This is a genomic window from Bacillus salacetis, from assembly GCF_003581585.1.
Classification (GTDB): Bacteria; Bacillota; Bacilli; order Bacillales; family Bacillaceae_B; genus Rossellomorea; species Rossellomorea salacetis.
On record NZ_QXIR01000019.1, the window covers coordinates 25,852 to 42,580 of the forward strand.

24 protein-coding genes are annotated in these 16,729 nt (G+C 41.2%); 2 read left to right on the forward strand and 22 right to left on the reverse strand.

Annotation, left to right across the window (positions count from 1 at the left end; genetic code table 11):
- Positions 1-14: 14 nt before the first annotated feature.
- The 12 genes from D3H55_RS14040 to D3H55_RS14095 all read right to left on the reverse strand — a co-directional run bounded on the left by D3H55_RS14040 (position 15) and on the right by D3H55_RS14095 (position 8,543).
- On the reverse strand, positions 15-440 hold the full coding sequence (locus tag D3H55_RS14040) for a hypothetical protein (protein WP_119547689.1): 426 nt from the start codon (positions 438-440) through the stop codon (positions 15-17).
- Position 441: 1 nt separating this feature from the next.
- Positions 442-645 (reverse strand): helix-turn-helix transcriptional regulator, encoded by a 204-nt coding sequence (locus D3H55_RS14045; RefSeq protein ID WP_119547691.1) that lies wholly within the window; start codon positions 643-645, stop codon positions 442-444.
- Between the two features lie 916 nt (positions 646-1,561).
- Positions 1,562-1,717: a hypothetical protein gene (locus D3H55_RS24340; RefSeq protein ID WP_168413096.1), complete on the reverse strand. Its 156-nt coding sequence runs from the start codon at positions 1,715-1,717 to the stop codon at positions 1,562-1,564.
- Positions 1,718-1,848: 131 nt separating this feature from the next.
- Entirely contained in the window at positions 1,849-2,604 is a 756-nt protein-coding gene (locus D3H55_RS14050) for an HAAS domain-containing protein (protein ID WP_119547693.1), read from the reverse strand.
- Complete coding sequence (locus D3H55_RS14055) at positions 2,604-2,933, reverse strand: PadR family transcriptional regulator (protein WP_119547695.1); 330 nt, start codon at positions 2,931-2,933, stop codon at positions 2,604-2,606. Before D3H55_RS14055 ends, D3H55_RS14050 begins: the two co-directional genes overlap by 1 nt.
- Positions 2,934-3,152: 219 nt before the next feature.
- A complete protein-coding gene (locus D3H55_RS14060; RefSeq protein WP_119547697.1) occupies positions 3,153-3,758 on the reverse strand; it encodes a hypothetical protein in 606 nt (201 codons plus the stop codon).
- 55 nt (positions 3,759-3,813) lie between these two features.
- Entirely contained in the window at positions 3,814-4,350 is a 537-nt protein-coding gene (resA, locus tag D3H55_RS14065; protein WP_119547829.1) for a thiol-disulfide oxidoreductase ResA, read from the reverse strand.
- A 591-nt stretch (positions 4,351-4,941) separates the two neighbouring features.
- Positions 4,942-5,316 (reverse strand): VOC family protein, encoded by a 375-nt coding sequence (locus D3H55_RS14070; protein ID WP_119547699.1) that lies wholly within the window; start codon positions 5,314-5,316, stop codon positions 4,942-4,944.
- A 76-nt stretch (positions 5,317-5,392) separates the two neighbouring features.
- Positions 5,393-6,346 (reverse strand): RNA polymerase sigma factor, encoded by a 954-nt coding sequence (locus tag D3H55_RS14075; protein ID WP_119547701.1) that lies wholly within the window; start codon positions 6,344-6,346, stop codon positions 5,393-5,395.
- A 288-nt stretch (positions 6,347-6,634) separates the two neighbouring features.
- A complete protein-coding gene (locus D3H55_RS14085) occupies positions 6,635-7,444 on the reverse strand; it encodes a PP2C family serine/threonine-protein phosphatase (RefSeq protein WP_119547705.1) in 810 nt (269 codons plus the stop codon).
- Between the two features lies 1 nt (position 7,445).
- A complete protein-coding gene (locus D3H55_RS14090) occupies positions 7,446-7,889 on the reverse strand; it encodes an HIT family protein (RefSeq protein ID WP_119547831.1) in 444 nt (147 codons plus the stop codon).
- A 42-nt stretch (positions 7,890-7,931) separates the two neighbouring features.
- A complete protein-coding gene (locus D3H55_RS14095; RefSeq protein WP_119547707.1) occupies positions 7,932-8,543 on the reverse strand; it encodes a YgaN family protein in 612 nt (203 codons plus the stop codon).
- A gap of 137 nt (positions 8,544-8,680) precedes the next feature.
- On the opposite strand from D3H55_RS14095, the gene D3H55_RS14100 reads away from it, so the two are divergent.
- Positions 8,681-9,232 carry a 2'-5' RNA ligase family protein gene (locus D3H55_RS14100; protein WP_119547709.1) on the forward strand — a complete coding sequence of 184 codons (552 nt, stop codon included), beginning with the start codon at positions 8,681-8,683 and terminating at the stop codon, positions 9,230-9,232.
- Between the two features lie 88 nt (positions 9,233-9,320).
- Here D3H55_RS14100 and D3H55_RS14105 read toward each other — a convergent pair whose 3' ends face one another.
- Positions 9,321-9,899, reverse strand: a complete 579-nt coding sequence (locus tag D3H55_RS14105) for a hypothetical protein (protein ID WP_119547711.1) — start codon at positions 9,897-9,899, stop codon at positions 9,321-9,323.
- Positions 9,900-9,968: 69 nt separating this feature from the next.
- Between D3H55_RS14105 and D3H55_RS14110 the strand changes: the two genes are divergently transcribed.
- The gene (locus D3H55_RS14110; RefSeq protein ID WP_119547713.1) at positions 9,969-10,913 is read left to right on the forward strand and encodes an arsenic resistance protein; all 945 of its coding nucleotides are present in this window, start codon (positions 9,969-9,971) and stop codon (positions 10,911-10,913) included.
- A gap of 97 nt (positions 10,914-11,010) precedes the next feature.
- On the opposite strand, the gene D3H55_RS14115 is transcribed toward D3H55_RS14110, so the two are convergent.
- From D3H55_RS14115 to D3H55_RS14155, 9 genes are all read right to left on the reverse strand, one after another.
- Positions 11,011-11,292 (reverse strand): hypothetical protein, encoded by a 282-nt coding sequence (locus D3H55_RS14115; RefSeq protein WP_119547715.1) that lies wholly within the window; start codon positions 11,290-11,292, stop codon positions 11,011-11,013.
- A 23-nt stretch (positions 11,293-11,315) separates the two neighbouring features.
- Entirely contained in the window at positions 11,316-11,801 is a 486-nt protein-coding gene (locus D3H55_RS14120) for a hypothetical protein (RefSeq protein ID WP_119547717.1), read from the reverse strand.
- A 161-nt stretch (positions 11,802-11,962) separates the two neighbouring features.
- Positions 11,963-12,844, reverse strand: coding sequence for a GNAT family N-acetyltransferase (locus tag D3H55_RS14125; RefSeq protein ID WP_119547719.1), 882 nt, complete (start codon positions 12,842-12,844; stop codon positions 11,963-11,965).
- Positions 12,831-13,451 carry a hypothetical protein gene (locus tag D3H55_RS14130; RefSeq protein ID WP_119547721.1) on the reverse strand — a complete coding sequence of 207 codons (621 nt, stop codon included), beginning with the start codon at positions 13,449-13,451 and terminating at the stop codon, positions 12,831-12,833. Before D3H55_RS14130 ends, D3H55_RS14125 begins: the two co-directional genes overlap by 14 nt.
- A gap of 67 nt (positions 13,452-13,518) precedes the next feature.
- Positions 13,519-14,379: an alpha/beta hydrolase gene (locus D3H55_RS14135; protein ID WP_119547723.1), complete on the reverse strand. Its 861-nt coding sequence runs from the start codon at positions 14,377-14,379 to the stop codon at positions 13,519-13,521.
- Positions 14,380-14,496: 117 nt separating this feature from the next.
- Entirely contained in the window at positions 14,497-14,715 is a 219-nt protein-coding gene (locus D3H55_RS14140; protein ID WP_119547725.1) for a helix-turn-helix domain-containing protein, read from the reverse strand.
- A 10-nt stretch (positions 14,716-14,725) separates the two neighbouring features.
- On the reverse strand, positions 14,726-15,205 hold the full coding sequence (locus tag D3H55_RS14145; protein ID WP_119547727.1) for a DUF2975 domain-containing protein: 480 nt from the start codon (positions 15,203-15,205) through the stop codon (positions 14,726-14,728).
- A 240-nt stretch (positions 15,206-15,445) separates the two neighbouring features.
- Complete coding sequence (locus D3H55_RS14150; protein ID WP_119547729.1) at positions 15,446-16,162, reverse strand: hypothetical protein; 717 nt, start codon at positions 16,160-16,162, stop codon at positions 15,446-15,448.
- Positions 16,149-16,685, reverse strand: a complete 537-nt coding sequence (locus tag D3H55_RS14155) for an RNA polymerase sigma factor (protein ID WP_240628584.1) — start codon at positions 16,683-16,685, stop codon at positions 16,149-16,151. The genes D3H55_RS14150 and D3H55_RS14155 overlap by 14 nt, the downstream gene beginning before the upstream one ends.
- Positions 16,686-16,729 lie beyond the last annotated feature (44 nt).

Here is a 16,729-nt window from a genome sequence, read left to right on the forward strand (position 1 = left end):
CCGACCAGCCCTCTCTATTTGTATTTCTTCAGTTGAAACCAATAAATGAGGTACTGTGAAATACCCATAAAAACCAGCAGAATAATCGGAAAATAGGGGATCTTGTTCATAGAAGCAGTTAATGCAATGGCAAATGGAATAGCGAATGCATAAAAGATGTAGACTTTACGTGTCGCTTTGAACGTAATCCACTGCATCCCTTCATCTTCCTCCCGCAGTTCCATGGGAACGACACTGGGTTTGACAGGATGATCAGGATTTCTCCTATTGTAAAAAGGGATAACAGCGATGATGATCAGGATTGGAATCCCCAACACCATTGGATCAATAACCAGCCAGGAGGGGATATGCACAGCATAATACTCTCCAATCATGATCAGGCCGAAGCAAAAAATAAGAAACGAATTAAACCAAGGTGATTGATACATTTTCTTCAACAAATCAACTCTCTCCTTCCAGACGAAATACTTCCTCTACAGAAACGCCAAATACGTGGGAAATTTTTAGTGCAAGCGTTATAGATGGAGCATAGTCACCTTTTTCAATAAGACCGATAGTCTGTCGGGTGACATTCACTTTATCTGCGAGATCTTGCTGGGTAAGACGAAACCGCGCCCTTAATTCCCGTACAGAATTATACAGCATTACCATTTATCCCCTTTCCGACTATTGTTTTAAATGTAATATATCCTTTGCATTTTGTATAGGATTCTTTACTTCGCTCATTGGACTTTCACTAAAATTTGTATTTTTTGTTAATTTTGCTCTCATTTATTGACAATCTTACTTGATTCTGAAGGTTTCGGCAGTAATCATTGCTAGTATTGATCGGATTCTGCAGTGGGATGTAAATTGCTGCGTAGCATGGTGGAATCAACCAAATTCATCATAGCATCGTGCTGATATAATGGTGCATTCCTGAGAAGAATTGACCAAATTCTTAGTCTTGAGCTGATATTATGGTGCAATTCTGAGAGAAATAGGCCAAATTCCTGGTATCGAGCTGATATTTTGGTGCATTCTGGGGTGGAATCGGCCAAATTCTTGGTATCGTGCTGATATTATGGTTCATTCCGGGATAGAATCGACCAAATTCATAGCCTCGTGCTGAAATTATGGTACAATTCGAAGAGGAATCGGCCAAACTCAAAAACGGCAAATGAATAAGAGGCTGTGACACAAGTTGAAAACAAATTGATTTAAGTCGAAGTTCACAAAAATAAAACCGTAAGAGGTCAAGATTATATACTTGACTTCATACGGTTCATTCATGTTATTAGGCTCTAATTAAAAGATTTTGCTTTCAAGACTATTTACCGATTTTTCCTGAACGCAGACGGATTGAAGCGGAAGGTGTGCGGCCGCCTGGGGGATTAGCGGGACAAGTGATATCAAAGATACGTACCCGCTGGAACGTAACCCCACAGGCAAAGCTGAGGAGGCTCACCGCCCGCCCCGCTGATTCGTGTCCTGGAGTGGAAATCCATTCTTTTTACTCAGCCATAACCTTTGCGAAGAGAGCTTTTTATTAAGGTTTTGTCCCAGCCTCTTTTGAGCACATTTAGTTTGACCCGCCGCCGCCCCACCAGAAGTTGTTTTTCGCTCTTTCTTCTTCTTGAGTGATTTTATCGCTGCGTTGTTTTTTACCAGAGAGGATATTCATCAAAAAGCCCAAGATACCAAACACGACAATCATGAAAATCAAGGTCCAGATCATTGCTGATTCCTCCTTTTCTTTCTATTTTTGCCATATAACTTCCAATGCTTATATCTATTATACGCTAAAAAAAGAGTGAATGATTGGTTTTATCCCATTTTAATGGAAAATGGACACTATTCTAAACTTTTTTAACAATCCTCGCATGTTTCTGTTTTTTCTTTTTTGAGCAAATACCAAAAGAAAAAAGCAAATAATACAGGTGTGATGACAGCAGACATCGTTAGTTTTGTTCCTTCGTCAAAACTCGTACTATTGATGATGAACTCCGGTACAAATAGAATGACCGGTAAAATGATGGATATCCAGGTTTTGGTCCAAATGGAAATGGCAATGAATATCAGTATGGTGGCTACTATAGCAGCAATTTGTCCTGCCGTACCAAAGACAACCATTTCCGTCTCCATTCTCCGGTTAAGGATGAGTAAACCTAAGAACATTCCCATCGGAAATACACCCAAAAACCCAAAAACGATCCAGTGCTTATAATCGGGCGGTGTCGCAGCCAAGTACTTGAATGACAATGAGATTAGCATAATAAACAAAACTAAAATCAATGGATATCCAACCAACTCCAGAAGAGTATATTGAAGTTCATCTCTCAGTGCATCACCCAGGACGATATAGGATAGCGATCCTATCATAATGACCGGCAGATACTTCATCCACCCTAAAGCATCAAATGACATCTCTTGAGCAATTTGCTCCATATAGTGCTTTGGCGATTGCCCAATGATGTCTTCAACGCTTTTCCCTTGCGATTCGGCCTCGAGCAAGTGATCCTCAAGTTCACTGATGATGTCTTCGATTTCCTTTTCATTCTTTCCGCTTGAAAACAAGTACAGCCTGAGGTTTTTCAAAAATTCCTCACTTTGTTTGGATACCATCAACCCTTCTCCTCCTTTAATAAATGATGGACACTTTTCGAAATAGAATCCCATCGCTCCGTAAATTCAGTTAATTCTTCCTTCCCTTTGTCCGTAAGCGCATAATATTTCCGTTTCGGCCCCCCAGAAGGCAGCTGTTTCTGGCTAGTTACGACAAGCCCCTCTTTCTTCATGCGCAATAATAAGGGATAAATACTGCCCTCCTTCACCATAGTGAATCCATAAGCATACAATTTTTCAATCATTTCATAGCCATAGGTCTCTCCCTTAGAAATAATTGAAAGAAGACAGCCCTCCAATATGCCTTTTAGTATCTGACTTGATGACAAATACGCTACCTCCCTCTGCAGGAATACTACCTTGTTATGCAATATAGTGAAGCAAAAAAATAAACAACAAACTGTCTTGCTTTGCAATATAGTTTAAAATTACCATAACCTGGAGCTTTTATCAAGGGCATTTTGTTTATATTTTGAAGGATAAATAAAAATTTAGTGTGATTAAATCAGCCGGTGACCTGTTTTGAAGATCACCGGCTATATTAGAAGTTATTGTTGAACAGTGATATAAATGATAATTGTTAAAAAGAAACAAATGGTTTCAATATTAAAAACATAAGGATTGGAAACAACTTTTTCAAATAATTTTAATGGTTTATTCAAACTGTTATTGACCAATAGAATTAGAAAATAAAAAATAAACATGACAAAAATAAGCATTACGCCAGCAAACATTTTCATGTCATTATCCCAAAACGCGAGAACTAAAAAGAAAGCCCAAATACATTTAAAGATATTAGCAAGCAGCTCAAAAGGTCCGCACAAAGTTGCCATAATATGATTGCTGCGCTCTTCGTGTGCAGATGCAGTCTTCTCTTCCCTTGCAATATGAACAATATGCCCCGTTTGCATGGCCATTGTTACAACCATCATGATCAAATAGAGCAGCCCGAAAATCATTCCTATTCGTAAAGCTTCATAGGTAAGTATTTCAGTTAAAAAGAAAGGTAAAGGCAGCCACATCGAATACATCACAGCCATAAGCATGTGAAGAAATCCATACTCATTGTTTTTTAGTAAACTTCTCAAACTAAAAACGATCAAAAGGAAAATCCCAATTCCAATCCAGCCGAAAGTTAGTGTAGCTATTAACATAAATATCCCCTAACACAATATACACTTCTTGAATTCGTACTACTTGGCCGAAAAATTAACTCTTCGGCAAAACTTCTTCTATCCATTGATCGATATCCTGGCGGTTCATTTCTCCTTGGACCATTCTCTTAACCGTCCCGTCCTGAGTTATAAAAAAGGAAGCAGGGAGATTGTGGATCCCATATCGATCATAAACTTCACCATCTTTATCCATCACAACAGGTATTGATAGGCCGTTATTTTCAAAGAATTTATTCACCGTAAATTCAGATTCCCGTATATTGATGGTTACCACTTCAAAATTTTCATCTTTATAGTGCTCATAAGCATCCTGGATTGCCGGCATCTCCTTCTTACACGGTCCACACCAGCTTCCCCAGAAATTGACGAGTACTGCCTTCCCTTCGTGATCGCTTAGCTGAAAATCATCTCCATTTAAGGTGGAGAGGGCAAAATCAGGGGCTGCATCGCCTACCACCACTCTTTGATTCTGCTCTTTTTGAAATAGATTTGCATACAAGGTATAGCCAACTGCACATAAAAGAACGAATAGTATCATCGTTCTCATAATCAATCGTTTCTTTTTCTTCATAAGCATCTCCTTCGGCATCAACACCACCAGCCTGGCTGAGCCTGGCTCAGATCCACCCTTTTGAGCCTGGCTCAGATTCACCTTTTTGAGCCTGGCTCAGATTCACCTTTTTGAGCCTGGCTCAGATTCACCTTTGTGAGCCTGGCTCAGATTCACCTTTTTGAGCCTGGCTCAGATTCACTCTTTTGAGCCAGGCTCAGATCCACCTTTTTGAGCCTGGCTCAGATTCACCCTTTTGAGCCTGGCTCAGATTCACTCTTTTGAGCCTGGCTCAGATCCACCTTTTTGAGCCTGGCTCAGATTCACCATTTTGAGCCTGGCTCAGATCCACCTTATTGAGCCTGGCTCAGATCCACTCTTTTGAGCCTGGCTCAGATTCACCTTTTTGAGCCAGGCTCAGAATCACTCTTTTGAGCCTGGCTCAGATTCACCATTTTGAGCCTGGCTCAGATCCACCTTTTTGAGCCTGGCTCAGATTCACCTTTTTGAGCCTAGCTCAATTCCACCTTTTTGAGCCTGGCTCAGATTCACTCTTTTTAGCCTGGCTCAGATTCACCCTTTTGAGCCTGGCTCCATTATCCTGACCACTTATCACCCTGTACAAATCATTATTACATTTCCGTCCGGATCCCTGACTGTGAAAAATGAGAAATCATCGTATCTTGTCACTTCAGAAACAATTTCTGCCTGCATTTTTTCAACAAAAGTGAAGGCTGCTTCAATATCATTGGTGTGAAAGTTGAATAGAGGATACCCGTTTCTCTTTGCCTGCTTTGACATCCCCTCTGGTCCTGCATCCAAGGTCAGTCCCGTATAGTGGTTAATCTCGATATTGTAAACGGGATCAGCAACATTTCCTAAATCGTACTTTAGGCCGAGGAGATTCGAATACCACTCTACTGACCTCTTTAAATCACTTACATGAACAAAAATCGTATTGATTTGGTTAATGATGGGGCTTCTCATAGCTAACCGCGCTCCTTTAGTTTTTTGGCTTACATAGGTACTAACGAAGGAAACGGGGAAAACCTTACAAACAAATTTAATAAATATGATAAAAGTATTGGGCATTCATTTCGACACCGAGTTCTTCAGCGGCAAGTTTCATAAGATCCCAGGAGAAGCAATAAAACCTCCAATAAATGATTTCACCTTCAAAAGTCTCAACGAAATGAATATTGTTCAAATAGGATCGGCCATCCTGTTTTTCCTCCATTTCAATAACAACAGGACACCCCCATAACTTTTTATATTTAGCTTCAATGACGTTCTGAGTATCGGCAATTTCTTTCCAGTCTCGAAGGGAATTTTTCCTGGTTTCCTCCAGCCCCATTTCCAGGCCGGCATGCGTGATTTCAACTGAGACGTCCCTGCTTAACACAGAGGCAATCATCTCTGGATCCTTCTTTCGGAACCCTTCCAGTAGGACATTAAGTGGTTCATGCGGTACCAGGTCCTCAGGCTTTCCCTTGTCCTTGGATCTTACCGGCTTGTTATCTCGCAAAATGGACCTCGCCCTGCTGAGATTAGCATAAACTGCATTCTCCGAGGTGCCCGCTATAAGTGCCGTTTCTTTCGCTTTAAACTGAAATGCTTCCGACAGGATCAAGGTGACATATTGAAGCGGAGTCAGACGATCAATGAGAAAATCAAGGTCGTCTATCAACTGAAAATCCATACCTGCTGAGTTATCCTGGAGGTAATTTTCATCCATTTGCTCAATCGTAAATCTTTGCCGCCGCTTTTGATCTATCCATAGATTCGCTGCCACTTTAAATATGTATGCTTTCGTGTTAACCGGCTGATGAATTTTTGCCAGAACACCAAGCGATCTTAACAGGGTATCCTGGACCAGGTCTTCTGCCTCCCAGGGAGAACGGGTAAGTTTCAAACAAAAATGCCAGAGGTCCGATCGTACAGGCTCGATTTCCTGTTTAAACCGCTGTTCAATCTCTCTTATCTCATTTCCCAGTGAGTTTAAGTTGTTTGAAGTCATCGGCTGCTCCTTGCAATATTAATAATCAAATATTACTCATACTCTACCATCCTATAAAAAAAACGTGTTACTTCTCTTCCGGAAACCAATAAGTAATCATCACAAACAAAAGTCCAATAGAGAGTCCCGACCATTTAATAATCGTTAATGTAGTTTGAGAGAGATCCCTAGAGATGCCTGTTAAGCTAATAAAAATCATGAATAACAATGTTGCCATCACCATTATGAATCCGATCCACTGCAGTATCCTTCGCTTGTCATTGATAGTTACCCCTCCAGTAATGATTGTCATATGTCACTTGGCTGTGTCGCTTCCTGTTCAATCATAACATCCCAGGAAATGAGCGTTGTACTGTCTCGAACATTAAAATCTCTGATTTTTTCCATTAATACCCTGATCCCACCCTCAACGGGATTACTCATCAAGGTTTCATAGATGTCCGAGGGGCTGGAATATGGGTCACCGGGACATTCAACAAGTCCATCCGTTGTCAGGAGGATGCGGTTCAGTCCTTTTCGGAGTTCCCTTACGCCGCTGCTGTAACAAGGGATGGGTTGGGTGAATGTATTGACTTCTCCTACCCATTCGAAAAATTGTCTCTGGTTGAGTTGATATTGACCAAGATTTGCAAGCTCGGGGTTAAACAAATGGGCGATACAGTCACCAACAGAAAACCACCATAAATACTTACCTTTTCGTAAAACAATAAGACAAGCCGTTTCGCCTTGCACTTCCCTGCATGCTGAAAGAAATTCCTCTTCCTGAAACAAATTGAGGATGGTTTTCTCGATCTTTTTCATCGTTACTTCTACAGAGAGTGACAGCAAGTCGAGGATTTCTTCCTTCTTTCTATTGAACTGCAGGATTACCAATTCCGCACTGTCCGCAGATTTGTGGGCGTCTAATATCACTGCAAACTCAAATGTTTCTTTTTCATCTGCCCAAATCAAGCAGCCGTCTTCATTTTTGTATTGCCCCGCCCGTGAATTACCGCCAAACCGTCCCAGGGACATATGATGGAAGTTTTCGATATTGATGATGTCCACATAGTCTTTTTGCTTACCGGTCCAGCTGATTTCTTGAATGCTATTTGCCATCTCACAGATTCTCCATATATTCTTTTAGACGTATGCACAGATCGACTACTTCCCGGCTGCCGCCCATCGGAGCATCTTCCCAATCATATACTTCCATCGGTCCCCAGTATTCTTCCGGTGTACCCGGGTATCTGGCAACAATGTGCATATGAAGATGCGGCACGGAATTTCCCGACACAAGGGAATAGATATGCTCGGCATTTTCGGATTCCTTCAGAGCCTTACTCACTCTCGACATGGTCACCCCAAATGCTTCAGCTTCCCCTTCTGTCATATCGGCCAGGGATGGAGCATGCCTTTTCAAGTCAATCATGATATGCCCCAAATAATTTGGCTTTCCATTTCTATCGATGTGTCCGACATAAACATATTCGTCCTCAAAAATCTTCACACCTGAAGTGTTGATTTTACCGGCGTGCTTATCACAAATAAAACAGCTGTCGATCATTTTAATATCCCCTTTTGCAAGAACGGACTCACCGTTCTTTTATTGTTCTGCTTTCTTTTCCTCGACTTTGATTTTTAGTAAAAGGACGGTGTCTTCATGCTCAATGACGTAGTCGATGGTCTCTTCATCTTGAAAATCAATGGTTCTCATCGAGTTACCGGAAGTCCCGCGGTAAACAGCGAGAATCTTTGTTTCCCCCAGGTTCAGTTCCACCTCGTCTTCTCCAAGCGCATATTCCCCTGATGTCATCATATCTTGCTTGAAAATTGTTTTCACTTGTTCCGGCATTGATTTCACGCCGGGTCCATAAAGAAAGACCTGCGGGTCCTCTGAATTCGGGTTGATGATGCCAAAGCCCAGGTTTCCTTTTTCCACTTGTTCAGGACTGTTCCCATAGGAGAGCTGTGTCAAAGGCTCAGTCTCCTTCGCTCCATTCCTGTACTCTTCGACCCAAAGCGTAACCCACCTGTCATCTGCATGAGGTAAGTGGAACTCAAAATCGAAAAGCACACCTAACGACAAATCAGCAAACGTTTTTTCATAATCGGAATTTTCATTTATAGAGATAACTGGAAGTCCCTGTTTCGCCGAGCAGCCAATAAGGAATAGAACTGCCATCAAAATAAGGAACGAAAGGTGTTTCTTCAGCACATGGCTCTCCCCTTTCTGTATATCAGCCAATATGAATATTTTACCATTAAATATGGAAGTTTCCTTCATTTTTTTGAATATTTTGAAGAGGGATTCTGTTAGAATAATGAAAACGGATTATAAAGGACTGAAGTGTAATGGAAGTGGAGTATTTTATTGGAGTTGTACCTCCAAAAGATTATTTAAACACAATAGAGACTTTTCAGTGTAAGTGGATTGAGCAGTCAGGTGTAGAACCGCATATCACATTAAAGGCGCAGGGAGGATTGACGGCTGATAAGGGCTGGATACCTAAAGTGGAGAAGGTGTGCGGGTCGTTCGCCCCATTTCATGTTTCCCTGGAAAAGCCAACTTATTTTGGAGATAACATTTTATTTCTACAAGTGAAATCAACTGGACTGCAGAAATTGCATCAGCAACTAGTGCAGGAAATTTCACCATCAGAAGACCTGATTAAGAAGTATTATGAACTTGAAGCCTTTATCCCTCACCTTACTCTCGGGAAGGAACAATATGGCGGAAACATTTCCAGCGGCCTGGCAAAAAAGGAACTAAAAGAGATGGAACGTTTGGCAGATAAAGAGTTGGCACCCTATCCTGAGTTTGAAGTGAATTTTGTAAGAATCTATGAGCTGAACACTGAGAAGCAAAGGTACGAGAGGTATTCGGATATACCTTTAGACAGCTGATGTGTGGTAATTCATGATTTTTTCAAAGGTGCCATCCTGTAACTACTTTAAAAAGGTCAGAGGCGCCTGCCTTTGACCTAAAGACCAACTATGTCTGTTCATCAATTCTGTGCCACTTGAAATCCTCGCTCTTAAATTCATTTGTACCTTTTGGGTATCCATAATAATAAAGCTTTTTTCCTTCTTTGTCATAGGCTGCCGGGTAAAGGAAATCTACTTGTTCACTGAATGGAAATAAGAAAGAAACTCTTTCTCCTTTATTTACTTCTTTTCTAATAATATCCGGTTCAACACCCGCTTCAATATAGGCTATTTCTTCGTCATAAGAGATTACACTCAATAGGGTTGCTGCATCCTTTTCTGTGGAAACACTCATCCCGCCAACAGTTTGAACTTTGTCTTTACTAAACGGTATGTAGGTTGAGAAGCTGCTGAGAAATAATAGTCCCGACTTTTCAGTATGTATCGTTTGGTACATCTCTTCCTGGTCACTTTTAAATAAAAATATCACAGATGAGTCTGCATCATAGCGTTCCACTAACTCTGCATCTTTAGAAAGAAAAGAATTGCTTTTCGCAGCACTGAACGCCGTAAACCTATACCCGCTTATAAAAAATACAAAGACGGCTATAATCATCAGTGGTAATACAAATGGCCATTTCTTCATTAGAAACACCTCCTGAAAAAGTGTATGCTAAACTTACCCAAACAAATCTTACATGCAGGTTGTGGCTTTATGAATTTGTTCGAAAAACTTTATACGCTTATCATTTTCTTAGCTGTCGTCACTGGGCTGGTCATAGGACAGTCCGGCGTTATCAGTGCACATGCAGATCGTTTCGTAGCCCCGCTGCTGGTGGCCATGCTTTACATAACCTTTTTGCAGATACCGCTTGAGGAAATAAAGAAAGCCTTCAAGAATAGAAAATTCACCTTTGCATCAGTTATCATCAATTTTGCCTGGACGCCGGTCCTGGCTTGGGTTTTAGCGCTGATATTCCTTGGTGACAAGCCATCACTCTATATAGGGTTCATCATGCTGATGGTCACTCCGTGTACGGATTGGTACTTGATCTTCACCGGTATTGCGAAAGGGAATATCGCTCTTTCAACAGCAATACTGCCAATGAATTTAATTTTGCAAGTCCTGCTGCTGCCTGTCTACCTTCTGATTTTTGGAGATACAGCAGGTGTTATCGAGTATGACTTCCTTCTGAATAGTATATTGCTCGTGTTGATCGTCCCGCTTATCTTATCTGCCTTAACGAAATTCATATTAAGAAGCAAGCAGGAACTCAGAGAAAACCTTGTCTCAAAACTCGCGGTATTCCCGATCCTGTTTCTGAGCCTGGCCATCGTCGCCATGTTTGCCTCAAAGGGACAGATGCTGTTTGAAAACGTGCATCTCCTATGGCAAATCACGCTGCCAATCCTTTTGTTTTTTATAGTGAATTTCTTTATCGGACAATCAATAGGCAAGCTTATGAAGTTCCCAAAACCAGACAGAACGAGCTTGAGCTTGACCACCCTTGCCAGGAATTCACCTATTGCCCTGGCCATTGCCATGACGGCCTTTCCCGATCAGCCGCTCATCGCTCTGACTCTAGTAATCGGTCCGCTGCTCGAGCTGCCTATCCTGGCTGTTATTTCCCACGTATTACTTTTGAGTTCCAAAGATTGAAATGTTCCTATCTAATGGTTTTTTCGTAAAATATGCTGCTATACTCTCCCTCTCGAACCCCGGTCGAGAAGGAAAAAATATATATACGGAATCACCCTCAGCTTAAGAAAGAAATGGCTTGCCAAAGGATCAGCCCAATACCGGCAGTAGCAATCAGCAGATTGAAGATTGCTGTTTTCATGTCGCCCTTCTTTCGATACTCAAAGAAATCCTTCGCTCCTTTTAATGTCCAAATGAGTATCAATACAAGCCAACCTGAGATATCATTGCCGGGATGTTCATCAAATAATGATTTTGCAGCGATTAACAAAAGAGCAACCATCACAATGTAAAAAGCAATGATTCCAGGCGATATCTTTGTTCGTGCTTCTTGTGTCATTCAACTCCATCCTTTCAATTGATTTAAAAAGCAGGAAATAAAAACAAAACAGAGCCTGCGAGAAGAGAAGAACCTATCCACGTGAAAAATAACTTTCTTTCTGTTTTAATGGTGGGTTCGGTCAGGATATGAATCAGGGACAGGACAAAAAGATTGATCCAAAATAAGAAATAATAAACAACCAAAAACATGATCCATGTATGTGCGTTGATAAGAGCTTGTAATGAAGTACCAAAGAATAGGATAATAAACAACACAAAGGAAATCATCAAGATCAATAGAATGATAATGTACATCTTGTACCATATCCTGTGTACCATAAACCCCTTTTCTTTCTTGGCAAAATGGTAGATCATCCGGTTAAAAATACAAAACAAAACTGAAATCCCTATAAATATAACCAATTGTTTTATGGCTGTTTGTTCAATCGTGCTGCTAACATTTGTAAAATAATAGTTCCCTGTATAGGCCAAAAGAAATAACGCCAGAATACATACCATTTGTCTCAAGCCGTAAAACCTCATAACTTTTTCCCGTCTCCGTCTGGTTTCATATCAAACATCCCCCAAATCTATTACAGTTCACGATCCTTTACCTTTCCAACCTTCTCTATTCCTTACGAATGGATGGAGTGAAAGTTTCGCTGTTTGTCCATTGAAGGTTGACTCAATCATTGGTTCTTAGTGTAACGAAGGAAGACCAAATCATGCTCATGCTTAAAGCCTGTCTTACGATATAAATGGAGCGCTTTCTTATTTTCTGTATTCACGCATAATGAAATCGTCCTCATCTCATCGAACGTAAACAGCCATAATAGCGCCCCGGTAATCAAGCTCATACCGACTCCCTTCCCTCTATCCTGTTCATCCACTGCAACAAATTCAATGGCAGCTTCCCCGAATTCCGGCTCGGCTTCAACATAAATATAGCCCGATAAATGACTGCCTTCTTTAACCATGAAAACTTTTCTATATTGATTCCTTCGTTTGATGATTTTTCTGCCGCTGTAGTGTGTATCGGGGAAGGTCCTGTCGTGTAAATCGATCATTTCCTGCACAAGGTCATCCGAAAGTTCCTGAATCCCGCCATCACCAAGCCTGCTGGCAGCCTCCCTGTCAAAGGTCAGGATGGTTTGCCCGCTTTCGGGCACAAACCCCAGAATTTCTGCAAACCCTATTACTTCGATGTTTTTTCGATTAGGAAACATATAGATGAAAGTGACATAGGCAGGAAGCAGCTTAACTGCCTCACCCCATATCTTGTTCAGCGCTTCCCTGTTTGTGCTTTTTACGAATGGCCCCCATACCTCTGCTGATTGGTTTTCACTATCTATATCAAAGCCGGCAACTCCAATCAGTTCCTGGTCAGTTAAAGCCACGATAAAACAGTCCGATAGATCGGAATCCGCAAATTCTTCCCTGAAAGAATCTGCAATTTCTTCTTCCCCTTTTCCTAAATAGCCTATGTGTGATTCTTCAACCCTATTAACCTTTGAAATGAATTGAGAAACCAGGCAAATATCGTTATCATCCATTCTTCTAATGAGGTCCATTTTGCTTTCCTCCTGTTTTAATCTTATAAAGAAAGAATAAAAAGCAAAGGACTATCCCCGCAGCAGCTGTGATAACACCATAAGGAATGGCAGTTTGCCTTTCTTCTTCATCCCACTGATGCTTTACCGTATCAACACCCAATGTTTTCCCGGGATGAGATTGGAGAAAGCTTTCAAAGGTTTGTTTTCTTTCTCTATCAGGATCTTTCACTTCTCCATCCAGCATCAAAACCATCCCGTTGGCTCCCCTGATTGGAATCAGAAAATCTGCTTCTTTACTTCTCTCAAGGAATAAGAGGAACTCTCCACCCTCTTCCTGGAACTCTTTTGCCCACCCGACATCATTGTAGTCGATCCCAGCGGTTTCTTCCTCGGAAGCAGTTCCTCTGTAAACAGTTTTCACATGAAAGGCGAGTCCTTGAAATACAAATTCCCCTGCTGATGGTTCACTTGTAAAATCATATTCGCCAACAAGAATGACGTCTGCCCTGTCAACCAATTCTTGTGGATCGATTTCAACCCAGCTTGTTGCATGAACAGAAGTAGTCATGCTCAAAAGGATAATAGAGAAAGCGACATTGAAAGCAAAACAACCAGATTTTTTCATATCATCTCCGCCTTTTATGAATTAGACGTAAAATATAGAAATAAGTTCCTTTGACCAAAACTAGTATTTAGATATACTTAAGAAGGATTTCTATAATGATATCCGGCCGGTCCTTGTGGATTTCATGATCGCTTCCCTCAGCAATCACAAGTCCAGCAGTCTTATTTAGCATTGCCAATTCCTCTTGCAGCTCACGCCATACCTTCTCATGAAGATGTGCCTCAGTCTGAGGAATGCCATGGTCAATAAAAGGCTGTGCAGAGACAGCCTGGTCACGGGCGATGACTGTCAGTGGGATAGCAGGAAAATCCCCGGAAGCGTTTATTATCTCACTGTCTCTTGGCCAGTTCTGAAATTCCCTTGCAATCGTGTGAAATAAATCCGGACTTGTGATGAAAGTTTTATAGTCATTGAATGCATGTTTGGGTAAGGTTTTTTCTGCATCATGAATCGCAGCTTCCATTTCTGTTTCTAACTCAATACTGCTCTTCTTGGAGGACTGGATATTGCTTTGGATCATTTTTTCTTCACTTATATAGGACCACATGACAGGTAAGTCGAGATCATATATCCGGTAATAATCCGGTGAGGTGGAATCAATCAAGACCAGCCCCTTCACTTTTTCAGGAAACATTCGTGTGTATTGCTGCACACAGAGGCCGCCAAATGAATGTCCAGCGAGAACAAATGGCTTCTGGATATCCAATTGCCGGACAAGCAGATCCAGCTCCTCCGCTATTGCTCTCACATGGCGCGGTTCATTTGAAACCTTGCTCTTTCCATAGCCGGCTCTATGATAAAGGACGATAGTGAAATCACTCTTCAACTCTTCTGCAATATCCAGCCAGCTGTAAAAAGAGTTGCCTATACCTGTCTCAATAATAAGTGTGGTATCCCCTTCCCCGATTACTACAAATTCTAAATCCATTTTCAGCGTTCAACCCCTAATTGGTTTTGTTCCAATTATTTCAAACATTCAACTTACTTACAATACATTCCACAAAATCAACCCAAAACAAAAAGGACAGTGCTCCTGTCCCTTGTTTTAGTCATTTCCTTCTTCGATTCTATATTCTAAAATATCTCCCGGCTGGCAATCCAGCGCTTTGCAAATCGCTTCAAGAGTGGAGAAGCGGACTGCTTTGGCTTTACCGGTCTTCAAGATGGACAAGTTGGCCATTGTGATCCCCACCCGCTCAGATAGTTCCGTTACACTCATCTTTCGCTTTGCCAGCATCACATCAAGATTGATAATTATTGGCACTGCATTCACCTCAGATCGTTAAGTCATTTTCCGATTTTATATCAATTGCGTTTCTCAAAAGTTTCTGAAGAACAGCTGCAAAGACTCCGATGACTACGGAGGCAAAGATAATGACCATCCCTATCAGGATAACGCCCGGCGCATCGTCAATTTCCGCCATCATATAGAAGAATGGCAGACCCGCTGCATAAAGGATACTGATCATTGCGGCATACAGCTTGATCTTTTTCAAAGCGCTCACAGACAAGTCAGAAAAAGCATTGTTTTTGTCGATGTAAGTCAAGAGCCTGTATGATTGATACAAAGCAGCAAAATAAGGAATTGCCGATATATACATTACAACAAAGATGGCATACAGCCACGTCAATGCCTCATAATCGTGTTCAGCTGCTTCCATGGCCACCATAGGCAGACCCAGAACACAGGCAGCAAGTATGGGCAGCCCGAGTAAAACCAGTGCAGCTTTCAAAAATAGTGTTTCCCGCTTCATGCAAAGCACCTCACTTAAACGAATGTTACATTGATTTTAATATAATATTTATTGATAATCAATAAATATTTATTGCAATTTATTATTTTTCGAGTGATTTACCAAAGAATCAGTTTGCTGGCAAGGTCTCCGATAGTCCATTCATACGACTTGACTGGAAGTTCATTATCAGACTCCTTACATACAAAAAGCTGAAGATCCAATTCCCTGACCTCCAGCTTGCCAATAAACAGCAACAGGTTATTCTGCTGTCTGAATGGCTTTAATCAATTCCTCCGTACCTCCATCACGGGCAAATCTGATGGTATTGATTTTGCCTTCTTCATAAATATTGATTCTCCCTGTTACCTTCGTTTCACTGGATTCCGTTCCGCCACTCATTAAATCGACATGGACAGTGAATACGTATGCATCTTCACTTTCTTCATCCTTGGTTATTTCTATATCAGCGGCCTCCAACTGATATCCCTTGGCATAAGCCAATTCGGTGAAGGTCAGTTTATTGGTCATCACATAATCCTCAACCCTGTTTTCTTCGAAGTAAAGTCCATATTCCTTCAGATAATAAGACATTAGTTCACTTTGAAACTCCTGGACGTTGTCATTCTTGATATAGGTTTCTTTATTGTCCAGAATCGCTTTCAACTCTTCATCGGGTCCGGAAAAGATTTTCTTCAGAACCGTTTCAATGGTTTTTATGTTTTCACTCTGGGGAGCGGTTTGTTCCCAAGCAATATTATTCATAAATAGATAGCCTCCGCCAATCAGGAAAATGGCAGCGAATGCGGCTGTTAAAAGGTGGTTTGACCAATGAAAAACCTTATTTTTGCCTTTCTGCTTTTCCATACTAGTCTTAAGGCTTGAAAACACTTCCTCTTTATCCGTTTTATCCAGTTGGATGGAATCCAGTGATTTAAGCGTTTTGTCAAATTCAGTTTCATCCTCATGTCGTTTCATGGTCATATCCCTCCTTTTGCATTTGAATTTTCAATGCCTTCATCCCTCTAAGCAAGGTTGTTTTCACTTTACCTTCGCTCCATGCCAGTACTTCAGCTGTTTCCCGAATGGACAACTCCTTGATTTTCCTTAATATAATGACTTCCCGGTAAGATCTTTTCAGTCTGCTCAATGAAAGGTACAACTGCCTTTCCGCTTCACCCAACTGCGTGATTTTTTCAGGTGTATCATGATTTGCCGGGAAAGCCTTGAAGGAATCCGACAGGTAGCGTAGAGGCTTCCTCTTACGCAAATAATCAATGGTGATATTCCTCGCTATTCGATACAGCCAATTCTTGTCACTTGTTTCTCCTTTAAAATGGTCCAAATATTGATAGGCTTTGAGGAATGTATCGTGAGTTAAATCTTTTGCCTGTTCATGGTCACCTAACAGAATGAGTATGAATCGGTAAATTTCGTCACTATATACCTGATACCATTCCTGGATCTGCTGCTTTTTCAGTTCTTCATCCAAACTTGCCACCTCGCTTTACCAAAATGATTAATTTCTGCCTCTAAAGACGGGTG